Here is a 17,333-nt window from a genome sequence, read left to right on the forward strand (position 1 = left end):
CTACGCGTCGAACGGGACGGCCGCGGATCGACACGCGGCGAGGGTTTTCTCGCCGCCGGGATCGTCGTCGCTGGTCGCGGGCACGATCGCCAGCTCGTCGACGCCCGCGGCCGCGTACGAGCCGATCTTCGCCGCGATCTCGTCGCGGGAGCCGAACAGCCCGACCGCGGCGATGGCTTCGGCGGGCACCGCGGCCAGGAGCTCGCGCGGGTGCGGCCGGGTGCGGGCGAAGTCGATCAGGTCGCCGAAGCCCGCCGCGCGGAACATGTCCGCGTAGCCGGGCGCGGCGAGGTAGCCGACCACGCCCCGGCGCAGCTGCTCGAGCTCGGCCGGCCCCGGATCGGCCGCGGCGACCACCCACGCGGCCACCGGCGGCGGGGTGGTGCCCGCGCGTCCGGCGGCAGCGTGCAGCCCGCGCACCAGCGTCGCCGCGGCCGCCGGGCTGACGAGGTTGACGACCATCCGGTCGGCGTGCCGCGCGGCGACGTCGAGCGCCCGCGGCCCGAACGCGGCGATCGTCAGCGGCGACTCCGGAGCGGGCAGCCGCAGCCGGTAGCCCAGCGAGCCGACGACCGTGCCGTCCACAGAGGACTTCTCGCCGGCCAGCAGCTGCCGGACCGCGACGGCGGACTCCGCCAAGGCCGTGGCCGCCCGATCGCGCGAGCGGCCGTGCCAGCCGCGCACCACGACGTCACTGGACGTCCCGAGCGCGACGCCGGTCGCGCGCCCGGTCAGCGCCGCCACCGACGCGACGCCCATGGCGATCGTCGCCGGGTCCCGCACGGTCACCGCCAGCGGCCCGAAGGTCAGGGAAATCCGCGAAGTGGCCGCGCCGATCGCGGTGCCGAGCGCGAAGGCGTCCCACGTCGCCATCTCGCCGATCCACAGCTCCGGGTAGCCCGCGGCCTCCGCGGCGCGGGCGGTGTCGAGCGCCTCCTCCGGCGGCCGGTCCTGCCAGAGCCCCAGCGACGCCGAAAGCTTCATGCGGCGGCCTGCACGATCATGGTGACCACCGTGGTGAACGAGCCGCCGACGTTCAGCGTCAACGCCGTCCGCGCGCCCCCGACCTGCGTCTCGCCCGCCGTGCCCGAGACCTGCCGGGCCGCGTCGCGCAGCATGCGGACGCCGGTCGCGCCGACCGGGTGGCCGAGGCCGATCAGGCCGCCACCCGGGTTGATCCCGGCCGCGTCGAGCCCGCCGCCGTCGATGAACCGGCCGCCGCCGCCGGGCGGTGCCGCGCCGAGGTGCTCCAGCGCGACCAGGCCGGTGATGGTGAAGCAGTCGTGCAGCTCGACGACGTCGAGCGCGCCGGGGCCGGGCACGCCCGCTCGCCGGTAGGCGTCGGCGACGGCGCCGTGCAGGTGCGGGAACAGGTACTCGCCGCCGGAGGCGATCTTCGGCGCGAGGCCGATGTGCGCGGTGCGGTGCCCGAAGCCCGCGATCCGCGGGAACCCGCCGCCGAGCCGTTCGGCGAACGCGGGCGAGGCCAGCAGGACCGCCGCGGCGCCGTCGGTGATCCGGCCGCAGTCCTGCTTGCGCAGGCGGCCCTCGATGACGGGGTTGAGCTCGTCGTCCGGTCCGAACGCGGCCGCCGGAAACCGCCAGTCGCGGGCCTGGGCCAGTGGGTTCAGCGCCGCCCGGGTGAAGGCGTGTTCGGCGAACAGCCCGAGGTGCCCCGGATCAAGACCATAACGGGCGTCGTAGGCGGAAGCGACGTCGGCGAACAGCGCGGGCCACGGGAACTTCGCGGCGACGGCCTCGTGCCCGGCCCACGCGGCGGACCCGAGGTGCTCGGCCGCCCGCTGCCCGTCGACGTTGCGCATCAGCTCGACGCCGACGACCAGCGCCACGTCGTACCGGTCCGCTTCGAGGTCCGCGCAGGCCGCGAGGACGGCGGTGCTGCCGGAGGCGCAGGCGGCTTCGTGCCGGGTCGACGGCACGCCGTCCAGCTCCGGGACGGCCGCCACCAGCAGGCCGCCGAGCTGCGCCTGGCCGGTGAACAGCTCGGCGGCGAGGTTCCCGACGTGCGCGACTTCGACGTCGTCCGCGCTCACGCCGGCGTCGGCCAGCGCGGCGGGCACCACCTCGGCGAACAGTTCGAGGAGCCCGCGCCCTTCCTTCGTGAAGTTGCGCGCGAAGTCGGTCTGCGCCCCGCCCAGCACGTACACCGTCATGACCTCATCCCAGGCTTTCCCGCAGCTGCCGCTTGAGGATCTTCCCCACCGGGTTGCGCGGCAGCACGTCGGCGTACTCGAGCCGTTCCGGCAGCTTGAACGCAGCCACCTTGCGGTCGCGCAGGTACGCGACCAGCTCGTCCAGGGCCGGCTTGCGCGAGCCCGGCACCACGACCGCACACACCCGCTCCCCCATGACGTCGTCGGGCACCCCGACGACGCCGACGTCGGCGACGTCCGGGTGACCGGCCAGCAGGCCCTCGACCTCGGCGGGCGAGATGTTCATGCCGCCGCGGATCACGAGATCCTTCAGCCGGTCGACGTACCGCAGGAACTCCCCGCGCTCGCCGTCGATCTCGAAGACGTCGCCGGTGCGGAAGTGCCCGTCTTCGTCGAACGCCGAGGTGTCGAGCGGCTCGCCCATTTCCGTGAGGTAACCGGCGAACACCGTCGGCCCGGCGATGTGCAGCTCGCCGGGGCGCCCGGGTTCGGTCACCCGCTCGCCGGTGACCGGGTCGTGCAGCCGCACCGACGTCCACTCGGCCACCGGGGTCGACCAGGTGGCGGCGGAGGCGTAGTTCGGGAAGTAGGTCGCGCGCTGGTCCGGGTCCGGGATGTCCACCGGTCCGGACAGCAGCGCGGTGCCCTCGTTCGAGCCGAAGAAGTTGATGATGTCGATGCCGTACCGCTCGGCCCAGGTGCGCACCAGCCACGGCGAGAGCGGGGCCGAGCCGGACCCGATCTTCCGCAGCGCCGAGATGTCCACTTCGGACAGTATCTTCTCGTTGTGCAGCAGCATGGTCAGCAACGCCGGTGGCGCGAGAGTGTAGGTCACCCGCTCGGCCGCGAGCTGGCGCAGGAACACCGGCAGGTCGAACGGGTGGTGCGGGACGAACACGGCGCCGGTCAGCAGCCACGGCAGGAACATGCCGCCGATGCCGGCCATGTTCGTCATCGGGAACGGCGAGAGCAGGACGTCGTCGCGGGTCATCCCGGCGGCCTGGACGCACCCGGCGGCCGTCGCCAGCCAGTCTCCGTGGCAGCGCGGCACGGCCTTCGGCACGGCTTCGGTGCCGGAGGTCCAGCAGATCGTGACGCAGTCGTTCACGTCGGCTTCGGTCAGGTAGGAGTCCAAAGTGGATTTCTCCGCTTCGGACAGTGGAGCTTCGGGCCAGGCCAGGGCGCCGGCCGGTTCGTCGTCCCCCGAGGCGACGACGAACCGGACCGACGGCGCCGAAGCGCCTATTAGCCCAAGGGCCGCCCCGGCGAGCTCGTGCTCGCCGTATCTGGATGCGGTCACCACCCCGACGGCCCCGGTGCGCCGGCACATGGGGCCGAGTTCGTGTTCCCGGTAGGAGACCGGGAACGGGGTGACGATCGCGCCGATCCGCACGATCGCGAGGAACGCCTGGACCAGGGCCGAGCAGTTCGGCAGCTGCACGGCCACGACGTCGCCTGCTCGCACCCCTCCGGCGAGCAGGAACGCGGCCAGGACGTCGACGCGTTCGTCGAGCCGGTTCCAGGTCCACCGCACCGGGTCGCGTCCGACCAGTGCGGTGGTGTTCGGTGGATCGACCAGCGCGAGACCCTCCGGGTCGGCACTGACCCGCTCCTTGACGAGCTGGTCGATCGTCTCCGCACTCCACCATCCCCACGTCCGGAAGTCCCGGGCGCGACCCTCTCGATGGCATCTCATGAACGGAGGTTTTCCAGCTGGTCCGCCCGGACCCAGGTCGCGTGAAAACCGAGCGGGACACGCTGGGGAAGCAGGACCCTGGCCACGGGTCCGGCAGCGAGGTCGGCGGCGTCGAAGATGTCCAGTTCCGAGCGTCCCTCACGCTCGTCCTGCACGAACGTCACCAAGTACCCGTCCGCCGAATCGACGGGTGCTCCTTCGCGGGGTGCGAACGGAGCCTCGCTGCCCCACCGGCCGGGACCGAACCGGTATTCGGTCTTCGTGCCGGCAAGATTGTCGTGGCGCACCAGCCCGTCGAACTTGAGCGTCGACTCGGGCGAGATGTGCACCGCGTAGGAGTACCGGTTCCGCCGTCCGACGCCGCGGGCGTCGACGGTCGGGAACTCGGTGTTGTCGTCGTCGAGCGGCGCCTCGTGGCACGCACCGGTCCGCAGGTCGAAGCGGTAGCGGTGCAGCTGGGCGTCGAGCCGCAGGTAGGACAGCATCTTCGCCAGCGGCGTGTGCGCGTCGGCCCGCGGCTGCGGACGCTGGACGCGGCAGACGTCGAGGACGACTTCGCCGCCCTGCTCCCAGGCGTTGACGACGTGGTAGATGTAGCACGGGCTCGCTTCGAACCACCGGACCTGGCTACCGTCTCCGTAGCGTGGCAACACGCCGAAGCGGCTCGGCATCGAGCGGTCGAAGTGCAGCTTGTGGCGCCCCTGCTGCGCCGCCGCGAGGTCCTGGACCAGCGGCAGGTCCATCAGCACCGCGTAGTGCTCGGTGATGGCCATGTCGTGTGGCAGGCGTGGGCCTGGCAGTTCGACGTCGGTGGTGCGCACGACCTTGCCGTCCGCACTGATCACGCCGTAGCGCAGGTACGGCGGGCGGGGCCCGTAGTCGAACCAGAACAGCTCGCCGGTGGTCTCGTCGACCTTCGGGTGGGCCATCATGTCGCCGGCCAGCGTGCCGAGGAAGTCTTCGGCGCCGAGGGTCTCCAGCGACAGCGGGTCGACCGCGTACGGCGAGCCGCACAGGTACCACGTGGCGAGGATCCGGCCGCGGTGGAAGACGACGTCGGTGTTGGCGTTGTCCTTGAGGCCCAGGCCGTGGGTGTTGCCGAAGGGGTTGTCCTTCGGGTTCTCCATGACGCCGGTCCAGAGCCCCTTGCCGGCTGCGGACTCGGCCTCGAAGGCCTTCGTGCGGATCCAGCGGTTGCGGTAGCGGGCCTTGCCGTTCTCCAGGTGGACGGCGTGGATCATGCCGTCGCCGTCGAACCAGTGGTAGCGGCCTTCGGGGGCGAACCGCGGGTTCGGGCCGTTGCGCAGGTAGACGCCGTTGAGATCCTTCGGGATCTCGCCGATGACCTGCAGGTCTTCGGCGTCGATCTCGGTGCCGACCGGGGCGTAGACGCCGAGCAGGTAGGGGTTCGCCTCGTCCGCGTCCGCCGTCCGGGCCACCATCAGCGGCTGTTCGGAGGTGCTGGTCATCGGGCTGCTCCCTGGCTGCGCGGGCTGATGGGAATCAGACTATGATTTGTGTACCCAGCTGTCAATAGGCTTCTTTTGGTGTAGCCAGGTGCTATCCTGAGGTGGCGATGTAACGAGGGGAAAGCTTTTGGTGGAGGCGACTGCACAGCGCATCCGGCCGGCGGGGGATCCGCTCCGCCGGGCGCTCGAGCTGGTCGGCGACCAGTGGACGCTGCTCATCCTGCAGGGCCTGTTCCTGCACTTCCGGCGGTACGAAGAGCTGCGACTCCGCCTGGGCATTTCGCCGACGGCGTTGTCCGGGCGGCTGCGGGACATGGTGGACGCGGGCATGCTCACGCGGGTGCCGTACCGGGACGCGCGCCGCACGCGGCACGAGTACCGGCTCACCGAGCGCGGCCTGGAGCTGTGGCCGCTGCTGATCTGCATCTGGGCGTGGGAGCGCGAGTGGGTCGAAGGCCGCCGCGAGGTGCTGCCGACGCTGATCCACCTCGACTGTGAGCTGGCTACATCAGCGCCCCTCGGCTGTGCCGCCTGCGGCCGCCGGGTCGACGCGCGTGACGTGCGGGCGTCCCGGCTGGACAGCACCGGCGTCGCGGCGGCGACGGCGTCCAAGCGCTTCCGCCGCAAGGACGCCGAATCCCTGGCCGGCGATCCGATGATGTTCTTCCCGGACACGATGGAGCTGCTCGGCGACCGGTGGTCGACCGGCCTGCTGGTCTCGGCGCTGCTCGGCTGCCGGCACTTCTCGGAGTTCGAGCGCGAACTGGGCATCGGGCCGAGCGTGCTGTCGGGCCGCCTGAGCAAGCTCGTCGAGGTCGGCGTCCTGCGCACGGGCACGGCGAAGACCCGCACCGACGCCCGCGACTACCGCCTGACGGCGAAGGGCCTGGCGTTCTTCCCGGCGCTGGCGTTCATCGCCGAGTGGTCGCGCGGGTTCGAGGTGACGGGCCAGGAGCCGGACATCACGCTGCACCACGTCGAGTGCGGCGAGCGGCTGCGCCCGATGCTGCTGTGCGACCATTGTGGCCGCCCCCTGACCCGCAAGTCGGTCCAGTTCGGTGGCGTGCCGTCCCCCAAACGCTGACGACGTGACCAAATCGACTCGCCAAGCAGTTTGCGGGATGCCAGGCTGGGGCGGTCACACGTCGTCATTTTCGGAGGTAAGCATGAGTGAACCGGACCCGTCGCCCAGCGGCGAGGAGGACGACGTCAAGCGCAAGTTCCGCGAAGCACTGGAGCGCAAGCAGGCCCACGCGCGAACGGGAGCGTCGCACGAGAACGCGGGCGGCAAGAACCAGCACGCCCACGGCCCGGCGGCGAACAAGCGGACGTTCCGCCGCAAGAGCGGCTGAGCCGAAGGCCCCCACCGCGAGCGGTGGGGGCCTCGCGCTTTCAAGGGGTGAATTCCCCGAGGTGGTCCAGCACCACGAACTCGCTCCCGGGACTCGCCGCCGCCACCGCGGTCCGCAGCACCTCCAAACCCCCGTTCGGGTCGTGGGCCTGGCCCAGCGGCAGATCGAAGTCATCCCAATGCGTAGCCGCCACATAGCGCGGGTTTCCCAGGACGCGCAGCAGGCGCGGCACGTACTCCCGCACCTTCGCCCCGCCCGGCGGCAGGAGCACCACGTCCGGCCGGAGCCCCGCCAGCTCGGACTCGACGTAGTTCGATCCCCCGAAGTCCAGCACGCTCGCTCCGCCACCGGACACCACGTACGCCAGCGTGCCGCCCTCCAGCAGGTCCGCGATCACGCGGGGGCGGTCGCGGCGGGACAGCGGCCGGGTGCCCGGGAACGCCACCCGGGCCCGGGTGCCCGTCGCCGAATGCAGGGACCGCAGCACGCGGATCGAGTACCCGTCGAACGTCAGGTCCTCTCCGCCCGTCGCGATCGCCAGCTGGTCTTCCGGGGCACCCAGCGCCGCCATGAGACTCAAATGGGTCTCGGTGCCGATGACCGTCGCTCCGGTGAGTTCGGCCAGGTACGGAACGTCCGTCAGGTGGTCGTAGTGGCCGTGGGTCACCAGGATGTGGTCCGCCCGGAGGAAACCGCGGTCGAGGTAACCGTCGATCAACGCGCGGTTCACCGAAAGCGGCGTCCGCGGATCCGCGCCCGCCGACGTGTACGTGCCCGTCTTGAACCGCGTCAGCCACGGGTCGATCAGGATCGTCTTCGCCCCGATGCGGATCTCCCAGCCGTTGTTCCCCCACCAGCGCAGCACCATTCCCGAACCGCCCGCCGCCGCCGCGATCGGGGCGCCCGCCAGGATCGCGGCCGCCGCCGCGCCCGCGCCGAACAGCCCGCGCCTGCTCACTCCCTTGTCCATACCGGACACCCGACCACGAACGGCACCGAGCTGTCCAAGATCTGGACGACCACTCCTTGATAGGTGAACGGCTATCGTCGCAGCGTGGACCACCTCCGTTCGCTGCGCTACTTCCTCGTCGTCGCCGACGAACTGCACTTCGGCCGGGCCGCCGAACGGCTCGGGATCGCGCAGCCGCCGCTGAGCCAGCGCGTCAAGCGGCTCGAAGCCGAGCTGGGCGCGAAGCTGTTCGAACGCGGCCGCCGCGTCACGCTCACCGAAGCCGGCGAAGTCCTGCGCGCCGAAGCCCGCGATCTGCTCTCCCGCTGGGACCGCATGACGACCCTCGTGGCGAAGGCCGAACGCGGGGAGCTGGACAGCCTGCGCGCGGGCGTGCCTCCGGAACTGCCCGGCCGGGTGCTGGCCGCGATCCTGACGAAGTTCGCCGCCGAGTGCCCGTCCGTGCGGCTGGACCTGCAGGAGCTCACCACGGCCGAGCAGGCCCGGCTGCTCGCCGACCGCGAACTCGACGCCGGCCTCCTGCAGCTGCCGGTGGACGTGGTCGGGCTCGACCTCGGCCCGGTCGTCGACACCCCGCTGGGCGTGCTGCTCCCCCGCGACTCGCCGCTCGCCCGCCGCGCCGAGCTCACCCTCGCCGATCTGGCCGGCGAAGGCCTGGTCCACGCCCCGCGCGCCGCCGCGCCGGGAAGCTACGACGCCCTGCTGCGCACCTGCTGGGACCACGGCTTCCGCCCGGCGGCGATCCGGCACGCCCGCAATCCCGAGTTCGTGCTCGGCCTGGTCCTGACCGGGCACGGCGTGGCGTTCGAACCCGGCGCCCGCAAGGAACCGCGGGTGGTGTGGCGGCCGCTCGAAGGCGCGGTGCTGCGGGCCCGGATGGCCTTCGCCTGGCCCTCGACCAGCCCGCACCCCCAGGCGGCGAAGCTGGGCGAAATCGCGGCCCGCGTCCTCGAAGACGACGGCGTTTCGCGGATCGTGCCCCCTGCGCCGGGCCCCCGGCCGTGGGACGTGTTCTACGAGCGCAGCTGATCGACCGCCGCCCGGGCGGCCGCGCCGATTGCCCGGTCGATGTCCGGGCGCCGCAGCGTCTCGGCGCCGCCGGTGGTGAACACCGCGACCGCGTAGGCGGTGCCGTCCGGGTAGGTCGCGACGCCGATTTCGTTGCGGATCCCCGGCATCGTGCCCGTCTTGCCCGCCACCGCCACCTCCGGCGGGAACCCCGCCGTCAGCCGGTGCCAGCCGACCTGCACGGACATCCACTCGCGCACCGGGGCGCCCACGTCGTCCGCCCAGATCGCCGCCAGCAACGTCGTCATCTCGCGAGGTGTGGTCGCGGAAGTCCGCAGGGGATCCAGCGCGCGCAACGGGCGGCCCGCCGAAGTGTCTTCGATGATCGTGCGCAGCACGTCCCGCGGCGCGCCGATCACCGTCGTGCGGGTCAAGCCCAGCTCGGCCAGCAGCGACCGGACGTTGTCCACGCCGACGCGGTCGAACAGCAGGTCCGCGGCCGTGTTGTCGGACACCGAAAGGGCCAGCAGCGCCGCGTCCCGCAGGCTGTACTCGGCGTCGTCGGCGAAGGCCGCCGAACCGGTTCCGCCGAGGCGGTCCGCGGCCGACGCCCGCACCCGGTCGGTCGGGTCGAGCTGCCCGGCGGCCACCTGCCGCGCGAACTCGAAGGCCAGGGGCACCTTCACCACGGACGCCATGACCACCGGCGAGTCCGCGTCCAGGCCGCATTCGCGAGACGAACCGAGCCGGTGGGCGTGCAGGAAACCCCGCACGCCCACCGCTTCGAAGAACTCGGACGGACTCACCCGGTCATGATGGACCGCAGCCGCCCGACCTCCGCCATCCGCCGCTCGGCGAGCCGGTCGGCCGCCGTCGCCGGGGGCACGCCGTCGGCGTCGGCCAGCGCGAACACGGCCTTCGTCGTGTCGTAGATGGCCGTGGTCTTGCGCTTCGCGCGCTCGAAGTTGAAGCCGTGGCGCTCGTCGTCGACCTGGATCACGCCGCCCGCGTTCACCAGGTAGTCCGGGGCGTACAGGACACCGCGGTCGGCCAGCTGCTTGTCGATGCCCGCGTGCGCGAGCTGGTTGTTCGCCGCGCCGCAGACGATCCGGGCGCCGAGCACCGGCACGGTCTCGTCGTTCAGGACACCGCCCAGCGCGCACGGCGCGAAGACGTCGAGGTCGGTGCGCAGCAGAGTGTCCACATCGGACGCCACCTGCACGGACGGGTGGCTTTCGAGCGTGCGCGAGATCGCGGGCGCGTAGACGTCGGTGATCGTCACCTGCGCGCCGGCCTCCACGAGGTGGCCGACGAGGATGTGGCCGACCTTGCCGACGCCGGCCACGCCGACGCGCTTGCCGGCCAGGTCCGGGCGGCCCCAGACGTGCTCGGCCGAAGCCCGCATACCCTGGAAGACACCGAACGCGGTGAGCACGGACGAGTCGCCGGCCCCGCCGTCCTCCGGCGAGCGGCCGGTGACGTACTGGCACTCACGGGCCACGACGTCCATGTCCTGCACGTACGTGCCCACGTCGCACGCCGTGATGTAGCGGCCGCCCAGGGACTGCACGAAGCGCCCGTACGCGCGCAGCAGCGCTTCGGACTTGAGCGTCTTCGGGTCGCCGACGATGACGGCCTTGCCGCCACCGAGGTCCAGCCCGGCCAGGGCGTTCTTGTACGCCATGCCCTTGGACAGCGCGAGGACGTCGTCGAGCGCGTCGGATTCGGTGGCGTAGGGGTGGAAGCGCGTCCCGCCCAGTGCGGGACCGAGCGCGGTGGAGTAGATGCCGATGATGGCCTTGAGGCCACTGGCCTGGTCGTGGCAGTACACGACCTGTTCGTGCCCGGTGCCCCGGGCGAACACTCCTTCGGTCACGGTGGTGACTCCTTTGTCTCCCGCGCCCGGTTCGTGGCCGGGACGCGCTTCACGGGTAGGCGGGAACCCGGCGCGCGGAGGTCGTCCGCCCGGTGGGTGCCCGGCACCAACCTAGATCCCCGGTGATCGCCAGACCAGTGGAGGTCTCGCCATACGGACAGGTAGTCAGCCGGTGATCACCTTGCCGAGAGTGCGCATCGCCGTCTCCAGCTGGGTGTCCGAAAGGTACGGCGCGGGGCCGAAGCGCAGGTACGGCCCCCGGCTGTCGGTCCGGACGCCCTCGGTGGCCAACGCCGCCTGCAGCCCGGCGGCGTCGGCGCAGCGCAGCGAGAGGAATCCGCCGAGGCGCTCCAGCTCCACCGAACGGTCGCGCGTGACGACGTCTTCGGGCAGCCCGAGCGAGTCGAACACCGAAGCGAGCAGGCCCACCTGGTGCTGCGACACCTCGCGGAGGAACTCCGGCGTCAGCCCCTGCTCGGCGAAGAACCGCTGGACCCGCGCACCGCGGTAGTGGCTCGCCGGGTCGTACGTGGCGCCGGCGAACCGGTCGCCGCCGATGGCGTAGGGCACCCGGCCGGGGTGGCGCTCGTCGGCGAGCGCGCCGAACTCGGCGTACCAGCCGGTGATCACCGGCCGCAGCTCCTGGGCGTGGGCGGGCAGCCGCAGGAAGCAGTTGCCCTCGCCGAGCTGCAGGTACTTGTAGCCGCCGCCGAGCACCCAGGCGTTGGTGAGCCCGAGGTCGTGCAGCGCGAACGGCACGACGCCGAGCGCGTGGTAGGCGTCCACGACCAGCTCGATCGAGCGCCCGCGGCAGACGTCGGCGAGGTGCGCGAGCCCGGGGACCAGCCTCGAGGTTTCGAAGAGCACCGCGGACACGAGCACGGCCGCGGTGTCGTCGTTCACCTCGCCCGCGACGCGCTCGGCGAGCGTCGTCACCGGCTCGAGCGGCACCCGCACGATCTCGACGCCCTCCTCTTCGAGGCGGGCGAGCTGACGGCGAAGGGTGTGGAACTCGCCGTCGGTGGTGACCAGGCGCGGCCGCCGCGGCAGCTCCATCGCCGACAGGAAGCGCAGCACCAGGTCGTGCGTGCTCGCGCCGAGCGCGTACTCGCCGTGCGGGTCACCGAGCAGCAGGCGGAAGCCCGCGCGCAGCTCGTCCGCCTTCGCGAAGGCGCGCTCCCACTTGACGTCGACGTCACGGGCGGCGTCGGCGAATGACTCCAGGAGTCCCTCTTCGGCGACGTCCGGCCAGGCCTGGTGCGAGTGCCCGGAGAGCAGGAGGCGGTCGGCCACCGCAAACCGGGTGTAGTGCGCGGCGAGCGCGTTGTGGTCCGCGCGCAAGTCGTCCAAAGTGGTCACAGTCGGCTCCGTACGGCCCAGAGATCCGGGAACATCGGCTGGAAAAGCGTGGTACGCAGGTAAGTCGCGCCGGATGATCCTCCTGTCCCGGTCTTGTCGCCGATGGTGCGTTCGACCATCTTCACGTGCCGGTAGCGCCACTCCTGCATCCCTTCGTCGAGATCGACCAGACACTCCGCGACGACCGAGGGTCCCCCGTCGTCGCTGTACACGTCCAGCAATATCGCCTGCAGGGCCGGCGACGGCTCCACCGAGCGAGTGACGTCTCTGTCACAGTCGACCGCGTAGCCAGAAACCTTGAGGTACGCGAGGAAAGAGTCGAACAACGACGGGCGCGCCATCGCTTCGGAGATCCGTTTCCGCTGCTCCCCGCCTTCGGGGTAGTGCGCGAACACCCGCTCGTCACGGCGGCCGAGCACCGCTTCCAGCTCCCGGAACTGGGCCGACTGGAAGCCGCTCGAAGCGTCCAAACGGGCGCGGAAACTGGTGAACTGGCTGGGCGTCATCGTTTCCAGCACGTCGATCTGCGCGACCGCGACCTTGAGGATGGTGAGGATCCGGCGCAGCGTCCGGATGGAGTGCGCGGTGTTGCCCTTTTCGAGGTTCGTCTGGAGGAAGGCGGCTTCGTGCAGGATCTGCTTGAACCACAGCTCGTACACCTGGTGGATCACGATGAACAGCAGTTCGTCGTGTTCGTCGGACCGCAGGCGCTGCGAGTTCAGCACCTCGTCCAGCCCGAGGTAGGAGGTGTAGCTCAGAGCTTCCTGGGTCGCTTGGCCGGGTTCGGTCATCCGTGGGTCACCTCGTCGAAGTGGCGCTGAGCGGGGTGCGCGAGCGCGGTGTACAGATCGTGGAACAGTTCGACCGCCGCCGCCCGGCAGTCCGGGGCGGGCACCAGGTCAGCGGGCAGTTCGGGATCGAGCGACGGGAACATGCGGAAGGTGTGCACCAGCCGGGTGCGCACCTCGAACGCCTCGGCGTCCGGCGGCTCCCGGCCCGCGTACCCGCCGAACTGGCCGACGAACGCGGCGTACCGCGCGGCCAGATCGTCGAGGTCCCACGCCCGGCCGGCGAACCGGCGGACGTCCAGCGCGGCCGACGGGCGGCCGAGCAGCAGCCCCGCGTGCTCGGTGACGTCGAGTTCGCCGAGCAGGGCGACGACCTCGGCCTCGCGGTCGTGCGGAGCGATCCAGGTGCCGTCCTGATAGGGCCCGAACCCGAGGAACCGCAGCCGCCGGACCAGGCGTTCCCTGGCCTGGCGGCGGCTCTCCGGGATGCTCTGCCACAGCACGGTCCACTCGCCGGCGGCACGCTCGCGGCGGCCGAGGGAGAAGATCCGGTGGTCGCCGTCGGCGAGCAGCGCGACGGTGCGCCGGGTCAGCGAGTAGTGCACGGTACGGCCTTCGCGGTGACGCTGCAGCAGGCCGCGGCGCACCAGGCGGGTGAGCGCGATTCGGGCCGCGCCGTCGGAGAAGCCCAGCTCGGCGAGCACCGCGACCAGGCCGCCCGACCACACCCGGCGGGTCTCGCGCGGGTGCACATAGCTGCCCAGCAACGTCACGACCAGCTCCTGAGGGCTGGCTTCGAAGGCGTCTCCGGGCATGGGCGCAACTCTATACACCTCAGGGCGCTGCGGTGTAGCTTGATTTGCGTGACGTACTTCGCGGACCTCAGCTCGCGGCAGGTCGCTTCGCTGCCGGACGACGAGCGCGTCCCGGTGCTGCTGCTGCCGGTGGGCGCGATCGAGCCGCACGGTCCACACGCGCCGCTGGGCACGGACCCGCTGATCTCCCGCGGGATGTGCGAGCGCGCGGCCGAGCGGCTGGCCGCGGACGACGACGTCCACGTGCTGGTCTTGCCCGAGGTGCCCTACGGCGTCACGCGGTTCGCGGCCGGGTTCGCCGGCGGGATCCACATCGGCGAGGAGACGCTGCACTCCCTGCTCGTCGACATCGGTGCGGCGTTGATCGCTCAACGACTCGGGCGGATCCTGCTGGTCAACAACCACTTCGAGCCCGCACACCTGGTCACCCTCCGGCGGGCCGCCGAGACGCTGAACTTCGCCTACGACGGGCGCGTCGCCCTGCTCGAACTCGTCCGGCGGCGGCACGCGGAGCGGCTGACCGACGAGTTCCGGTCCGGCGAGTGCCACGCCGGGCGGTACGAGACGTCGCTGGTGCTCGCCGACCGGCCCGAACTGGTGGATCAGACGCTGATGCGGACGTTGCCGCACGTGCCGGTCAGCTTGGCCGCCGCTCCCGCAGACGGCGGTTTCCGGGAAATGGGGATGACCGACGCGTACTGCGGCAAGCCCGCGGAAGCAACCGCGCGCGAAGGCGAAGAAACCTTCTCGACGTTGACCGACCTGCTGGTGGAAGCGATCCGGGAGCTGGCCCGTGAGTGAGCCGTTCAACCTCGCCACGTATTTCCTCGACCGGCACGTGACGGAAGGCCGGGGTGACCGGACCGCCCTGTACGTCGGGGAGCGCGAGGTCAGTTACGCGTCGCTCGCGGCCTTGGCGAACCGCGTGGGGAACGTGCTGCTCGACGCCGGTGTCCGAAAAGGACACCGGGTGCTGCTGGCGCTGAGCGACGGCGACGAGTTCGTCGCGGCCTGGTACGGCGCCCAGAAGATCGGCGCGGTCACCGCCGAGGTCTACCCGTTCCTGCAGCCCAAGGACTACGCGTACTACCTCGGCTACACCGAAGCCGTGGCGGTGCTCGCGGACGCCGTCACGCTGCCCGCGTTGCGTGCGGCGGGCGCCACCGGGTTGCTCGTCACGGGCGTGCCCGAAGCCGAGCTGCTCCCCGGTGAGCGTCCGTTCCGGACACTGGTCGACGCGGCGCCGGAGACCCTGGAAGCCACACCGACCACTGTGGACGACATCGGCATCTGGAAGTTCACCACCGGCAGCACGGGCGCACCCAAGGCGTGCGTACACCCGTTGCGCAGTCCGAAGGAGAGCTTCGAGCGGTACGCCGTCCAGGTGCTCGGCCTGCGGGAGGACGACCGGATCGTGGCCGTGCCCAAGCTGTTCTTCGGCTACGCGCGCGACCTGGTGGCGCTGTTCCCGTTCGGCGTCGGCGCGGCCGGCATCGCCTTCCCCGAGCGCAGCACGGCGGACCTGATGTTCGGGCTGATCGCCCGGTACCGGCCGACCGTGCTGGTCAACGTGCCGACGATGATGAGCGCGATGGTCGCCCACCCGGCCGCGGCGGAGCAGGACCTGAGCTGCCTGCGGATGACGACGTCGGCGGGCGAGGCGCTGCCGCCGGAGCTGCACCGCAAGTGGGACGCGGCCTTCGGGATTCCGGTGGTGGACGGGATCGGCTCGTCCGAGGCGTACCACATCTACCTGTCGAACCGCCCGGGCGCCGCGCGCGTCGGCACGCTGGGCACGCCCGTTCCCGGCTACACCGCCGAGGTCGTCGACGAGCTCGGAAACCCGTTGCCGGACGGGGAAATCGGGCCGCTGCGGGTGACCGGGCCGACGATCGCCCTGGAGTACCACGGCGACGCGGAGAAGTCGGCGCGGACGTTCGACGGCGACACGCTGACGTCGAGTGACCTGTTCAGCCGCGCCCCGGACGGGTACTTCCGCCACCACGGCCGCGCCGACGCGCTGCTCAAGGTCGGCGGCGTGTTCGTCGCGCCCGGCGAGATCGAGGACTGCCTGCTCGGCCACCCGGCCGTCACCGACTGCGCGGTGGTCGGCCACGAGATCGACGGCCTGGTCGTGCCGCGCGCGTACGTCGTGGTGCGGGCTCCGGTGCCGGCCGAGGAGCTGAAGGACCACGCGAAAGCCCACCTGGCCAAGCACAAGTACCCCCGCGAGGTGGTCTTCATGACGGAACTCCCCCGGACGGCCAACGGAAAGCTCGACCGGCGTGCCCTGGCGGCCCGCCCGTGAGCCGCCTGGTGGTGGTCACCGGCGGCACGCGTGGCATCGGCGCGGCGATCGCGGACCGGTTCCGTTCGTCCGGCGACACCGTGCTGGCGCCGGGTCGCACCGACTGCGACGTGACCGACGAGGAAGCCGTGGCGGCTTATTTCGCTTCGGCGGGGCCGGTCGACGTGCTGGTCAACAACGCCGGGATCTCCTCGAGCGCCCCGGTTTCCCGGACCTCGCTCGACGACTGGCGCGAGCAGTTCGAGGTGAACGCGACCGGCGCGTTCCTCTGCACGCGCGCGGTGCTGGACGGGATGCGCTCGCGCGACCACGGGCGGATCGTCACGGTGGCGTCGACGGCTTCGCACGTCGGCTACCGCTACACGGCCGGGTATACGGCGTCGAAGCACGCCGCGGTGGGCTTCATGCGGGCGGTGGCGGCGGAGCTGGCCGGCACCGGCGTCACGGCGAACGCGGTGTGCCCGGCGTTCGTCCGCACCGACATGACGGCGACCTCGGTGGCGCGGATCGTCTCCCGGTCCGGACGTTCTTCCTCGGAAGCGGAAGCGGCGCTGGCGGCGGCGTCCCCGCTCGGCCGACTGCTCGAGCCCGCCGAGGTGGCGTTCGCGGTGTCCTTCCTGGCGGCCCCGGAAGCCGCCGCGATCAACGGCCAGACCCTCGTACTCGACGGCGGAGGAATCCAGTCATGAGCCCGTTCCGCGCAACTGCCCCGCTGACGAAGGAGTGGGAGCACTTCGGCTTCACGGTGGCCGACGGGGTGGCCACGGTGACGTTCACCCGCCCGGAAAAGCTGAACGCGCTGACGTTCGACGTCTACGCCGATCTGCGGGACCTGGTGCTGGAGCTCCCGCAGCACGAGGACGTCCGGGTGCTGGTGATCACCGGCCAGGGCCGCGGGTTCTGTTCGGGCGGCGACGTCGAGGAGATCATCGGCGAGCTGCAGAAGTTCGAGACGGCGGAGCTGCTGGAGTTCACCCGCATGACCGGCGCGGTGGTGAAGGCCCTGCGCGAGTGCCCGCTCCCGGTGATCGCGGCGGTCAACGGCGTGGCGGCCGGAGCGGGCTCGGTGATCGCGCTGGCGAGTGACTTCCGGTTGCTGGCGGAGTCGGCGAAGTTCGCGTTCCTGTTCACGAAGGTGGGACTGGCCGGGGCGGACATGGGGTCGGCGTACCTCTTGCCGCGGCTCGTCGGTCTGGGCCGGGCGACCGAGCTGCTGATCCTGGGCGACAAGGTTTCGGCTTCACGGGCGTCCGAGATCGGGCTGGCCACGCAGGTGGTTCCCGATGACGAGTTGCCGGCCGCGGCGGCCGCGTTGGCCCGCCGGCTCGCGGACGGCCCGGCACTGGCGTACGCGACGACGAAGGTGCTGCTGACCCGCGAGCTGGACATGGACCTGGGCAGCGCGATCGAGCTGGAGGCGATCACCCAGGCCCTGCTGATGACGGCGAAGGACCACAAGGAGTTCTACGCGGCTTGGTCCGCGGGGCGGGAGCCGCGCTGGACGGGCCGCTGAGCGCG

Annotated in this window: 17 protein-coding genes; 7 read left to right on the forward strand and 10 right to left on the reverse strand. The window is 71.6% G+C overall.

Going from position 1 to position 17,333, the window contains the following annotated elements; all coding sequences use genetic code 11:
• The 4 genes from ISP_RS35705 to ISP_RS35720 are packed head-to-tail and all read right to left on the reverse strand — an operon-like array spanning position 1 to position 5,339.
• Complete coding sequence (locus ISP_RS35705) at positions 1-984, reverse strand: LLM class F420-dependent oxidoreductase (protein ID WP_013228718.1); 984 nt, start codon at positions 982-984, stop codon at positions 1-3.
• Entirely contained in the window at positions 981-2,174 is a 1,194-nt protein-coding gene (locus ISP_RS35710; RefSeq protein WP_013228719.1) for an acetyl-CoA acetyltransferase, read from the reverse strand. The genes ISP_RS35705 and ISP_RS35710 overlap by 4 nt, the downstream gene beginning before the upstream one ends.
• Positions 2,175-2,178: 4 nt before the next feature.
• The gene (locus ISP_RS35715) at positions 2,179-3,870 is read right to left on the reverse strand and encodes a class I adenylate-forming enzyme family protein (RefSeq protein ID WP_013228720.1); all 1,692 of its coding nucleotides are present in this window, start codon (positions 3,868-3,870) and stop codon (positions 2,179-2,181) included.
• On the reverse strand, positions 3,867-5,339 hold the full coding sequence (locus ISP_RS35720) for a carotenoid oxygenase family protein (protein ID WP_013228721.1): 1,473 nt from the start codon (positions 5,337-5,339) through the stop codon (positions 3,867-3,869). The genes ISP_RS35715 and ISP_RS35720 overlap by 4 nt, the downstream gene beginning before the upstream one ends.
• A 127-nt stretch (positions 5,340-5,466) precedes the next feature.
• Between ISP_RS35720 and ISP_RS35725 the strand changes: the two genes are divergently transcribed.
• On the forward strand, positions 5,467-6,423 hold the full coding sequence (locus ISP_RS35725) for a winged helix-turn-helix transcriptional regulator (protein ID WP_013228722.1): 957 nt from the start codon (positions 5,467-5,469) through the stop codon (positions 6,421-6,423).
• A gap of 82 nt (positions 6,424-6,505) precedes the next feature.
• Positions 6,506-6,691, forward strand: a complete 186-nt coding sequence (locus ISP_RS35730; protein ID WP_013228723.1) for a DUF5302 domain-containing protein — start codon at positions 6,506-6,508, stop codon at positions 6,689-6,691.
• A 40-nt stretch (positions 6,692-6,731) separates the two neighbouring features.
• Here ISP_RS35730 and ISP_RS35735 read toward each other — a convergent pair whose 3' ends face one another.
• The gene (locus ISP_RS35735) at positions 6,732-7,661 is read right to left on the reverse strand and encodes an MBL fold metallo-hydrolase (RefSeq protein WP_013228724.1); all 930 of its coding nucleotides are present in this window, start codon (positions 7,659-7,661) and stop codon (positions 6,732-6,734) included.
• A gap of 84 nt (positions 7,662-7,745) precedes the next feature.
• Between ISP_RS35735 and ISP_RS35740 the strand changes: the two genes are divergently transcribed.
• Positions 7,746-8,690 (forward strand): LysR substrate-binding domain-containing protein, encoded by a 945-nt coding sequence (locus ISP_RS35740; RefSeq protein WP_013228725.1) that lies wholly within the window; start codon positions 7,746-7,748, stop codon positions 8,688-8,690.
• Here the strand turns inward: ISP_RS35740 and ISP_RS35745 are convergent.
• The 5 genes from ISP_RS35745 to ISP_RS35765 all read right to left on the reverse strand — a co-directional run bounded on the left by ISP_RS35745 (position 8,675) and on the right by ISP_RS35765 (position 13,507).
• A complete protein-coding gene (locus ISP_RS35745) occupies positions 8,675-9,475 on the reverse strand; it encodes a serine hydrolase (RefSeq protein ID WP_013228726.1) in 801 nt (266 codons plus the stop codon). The two genes, ISP_RS35740 and ISP_RS35745, sit on opposite strands and share 16 nt — an antisense overlap.
• Positions 9,472-10,545 carry a Glu/Leu/Phe/Val dehydrogenase dimerization domain-containing protein gene (locus ISP_RS35750; RefSeq protein ID WP_013228727.1) on the reverse strand — a complete coding sequence of 358 codons (1,074 nt, stop codon included), beginning with the start codon at positions 10,543-10,545 and terminating at the stop codon, positions 9,472-9,474. The genes ISP_RS35745 and ISP_RS35750 overlap by 4 nt, the downstream gene beginning before the upstream one ends.
• 165 nt (positions 10,546-10,710) lie before the next feature.
• Positions 10,711-11,904, reverse strand: coding sequence for a PLP-dependent aminotransferase family protein (locus ISP_RS35755; RefSeq protein WP_013228728.1), 1,194 nt, complete (start codon positions 11,902-11,904; stop codon positions 10,711-10,713).
• Positions 11,901-12,695 carry a tryptophan 2,3-dioxygenase gene (locus tag ISP_RS35760; RefSeq protein ID WP_013228729.1) on the reverse strand — a complete coding sequence of 265 codons (795 nt, stop codon included), beginning with the start codon at positions 12,693-12,695 and terminating at the stop codon, positions 11,901-11,903. Before ISP_RS35760 ends, ISP_RS35755 begins: the two co-directional genes overlap by 4 nt.
• Positions 12,692-13,507 (reverse strand): PaaX family transcriptional regulator, encoded by an 816-nt coding sequence (locus tag ISP_RS35765; RefSeq protein ID WP_013228730.1) that lies wholly within the window; start codon positions 13,505-13,507, stop codon positions 12,692-12,694. The genes ISP_RS35760 and ISP_RS35765 overlap by 4 nt, the downstream gene beginning before the upstream one ends.
• Before the next feature lie 48 nt (positions 13,508-13,555).
• On the opposite strand from ISP_RS35765, the gene ISP_RS35770 reads away from it, so the two are divergent.
• The 4 genes from ISP_RS35770 to ISP_RS35785 are packed head-to-tail and all read left to right on the forward strand — an operon-like array spanning position 13,556 to position 17,328.
• Entirely contained in the window at positions 13,556-14,308 is a 753-nt protein-coding gene (locus ISP_RS35770) for a creatininase family protein (protein ID WP_013228731.1), read from the forward strand.
• Entirely contained in the window at positions 14,301-15,815 is a 1,515-nt protein-coding gene (locus ISP_RS35775; protein ID WP_013228732.1) for a benzoate-CoA ligase family protein, read from the forward strand. Before ISP_RS35770 ends, ISP_RS35775 begins: the two co-directional genes overlap by 8 nt.
• Positions 15,812-16,504, forward strand: coding sequence for an SDR family NAD(P)-dependent oxidoreductase (locus ISP_RS35780; RefSeq protein ID WP_013228733.1), 693 nt, complete (start codon positions 15,812-15,814; stop codon positions 16,502-16,504). Before ISP_RS35775 ends, ISP_RS35780 begins: the two co-directional genes overlap by 4 nt.
• Complete coding sequence (locus ISP_RS35785; protein ID WP_013228734.1) at positions 16,501-17,328, forward strand: enoyl-CoA hydratase family protein; 828 nt, start codon at positions 16,501-16,503, stop codon at positions 17,326-17,328. The genes ISP_RS35780 and ISP_RS35785 overlap by 4 nt, the downstream gene beginning before the upstream one ends.
• The last annotated feature ends 5 nt before the right edge of the window (positions 17,329-17,333 follow it).

The organism is Amycolatopsis mediterranei, assembly GCF_026017845.1.
GTDB classification, from domain to species: Bacteria; Actinomycetota; Actinomycetes; order Mycobacteriales; family Pseudonocardiaceae; genus Amycolatopsis; species Amycolatopsis mediterranei.

What these genes read in the sequence shown, in the direction of transcription:
- ISP_RS35705 (WP_013228718.1), bottom strand. Translation starts at nt 984, where the DNA reads ATGAAGCTTTCGGCGTCGCTGGGGCTCTGGCAGGACCGGCCGCCGGAG.
- ISP_RS35710 (WP_013228719.1), bottom strand. Translation starts at nt 2,174, where the DNA reads ATGACGGTGTACGTGCTGGGCGGGGCGCAGACCGACTTCGCGCGCAAC.
- ISP_RS35715 (WP_013228720.1), bottom strand. Translation starts at nt 3,870, where the DNA reads ATGAGATGCCATCGAGAGGGTCGCGCCCGGGACTTCCGGACGTGGGGA.
- ISP_RS35720 (WP_013228721.1), bottom strand. Translation starts at nt 5,339, where the DNA reads ATGACCAGCACCTCCGAACAGCCGCTGATGGTGGCCCGGACGGCGGAC.
- ISP_RS35730 (WP_013228723.1), top strand. Translation starts at nt 6,506, where the DNA reads ATGAGTGAACCGGACCCGTCGCCCAGCGGCGAGGAGGACGACGTCAAG.
- ISP_RS35735 (WP_013228724.1), bottom strand. Translation starts at nt 7,661, where the DNA reads ATGGACAAGGGAGTGAGCAGGCGCGGGCTGTTCGGCGCGGGCGCGGCG.
- ISP_RS35760 (WP_013228729.1), bottom strand. Translation starts at nt 12,695, where the DNA reads ATGACCGAACCCGGCCAAGCGACCCAGGAAGCTCTGAGCTACACCTCC.
- ISP_RS35765 (WP_013228730.1), bottom strand. Translation starts at nt 13,507, where the DNA reads ATGCCCGGAGACGCCTTCGAAGCCAGCCCTCAGGAGCTGGTCGTGACG.
- ISP_RS35785 (WP_013228734.1), top strand. Translation starts at nt 16,501, where the DNA reads ATGAGCCCGTTCCGCGCAACTGCCCCGCTGACGAAGGAGTGGGAGCAC.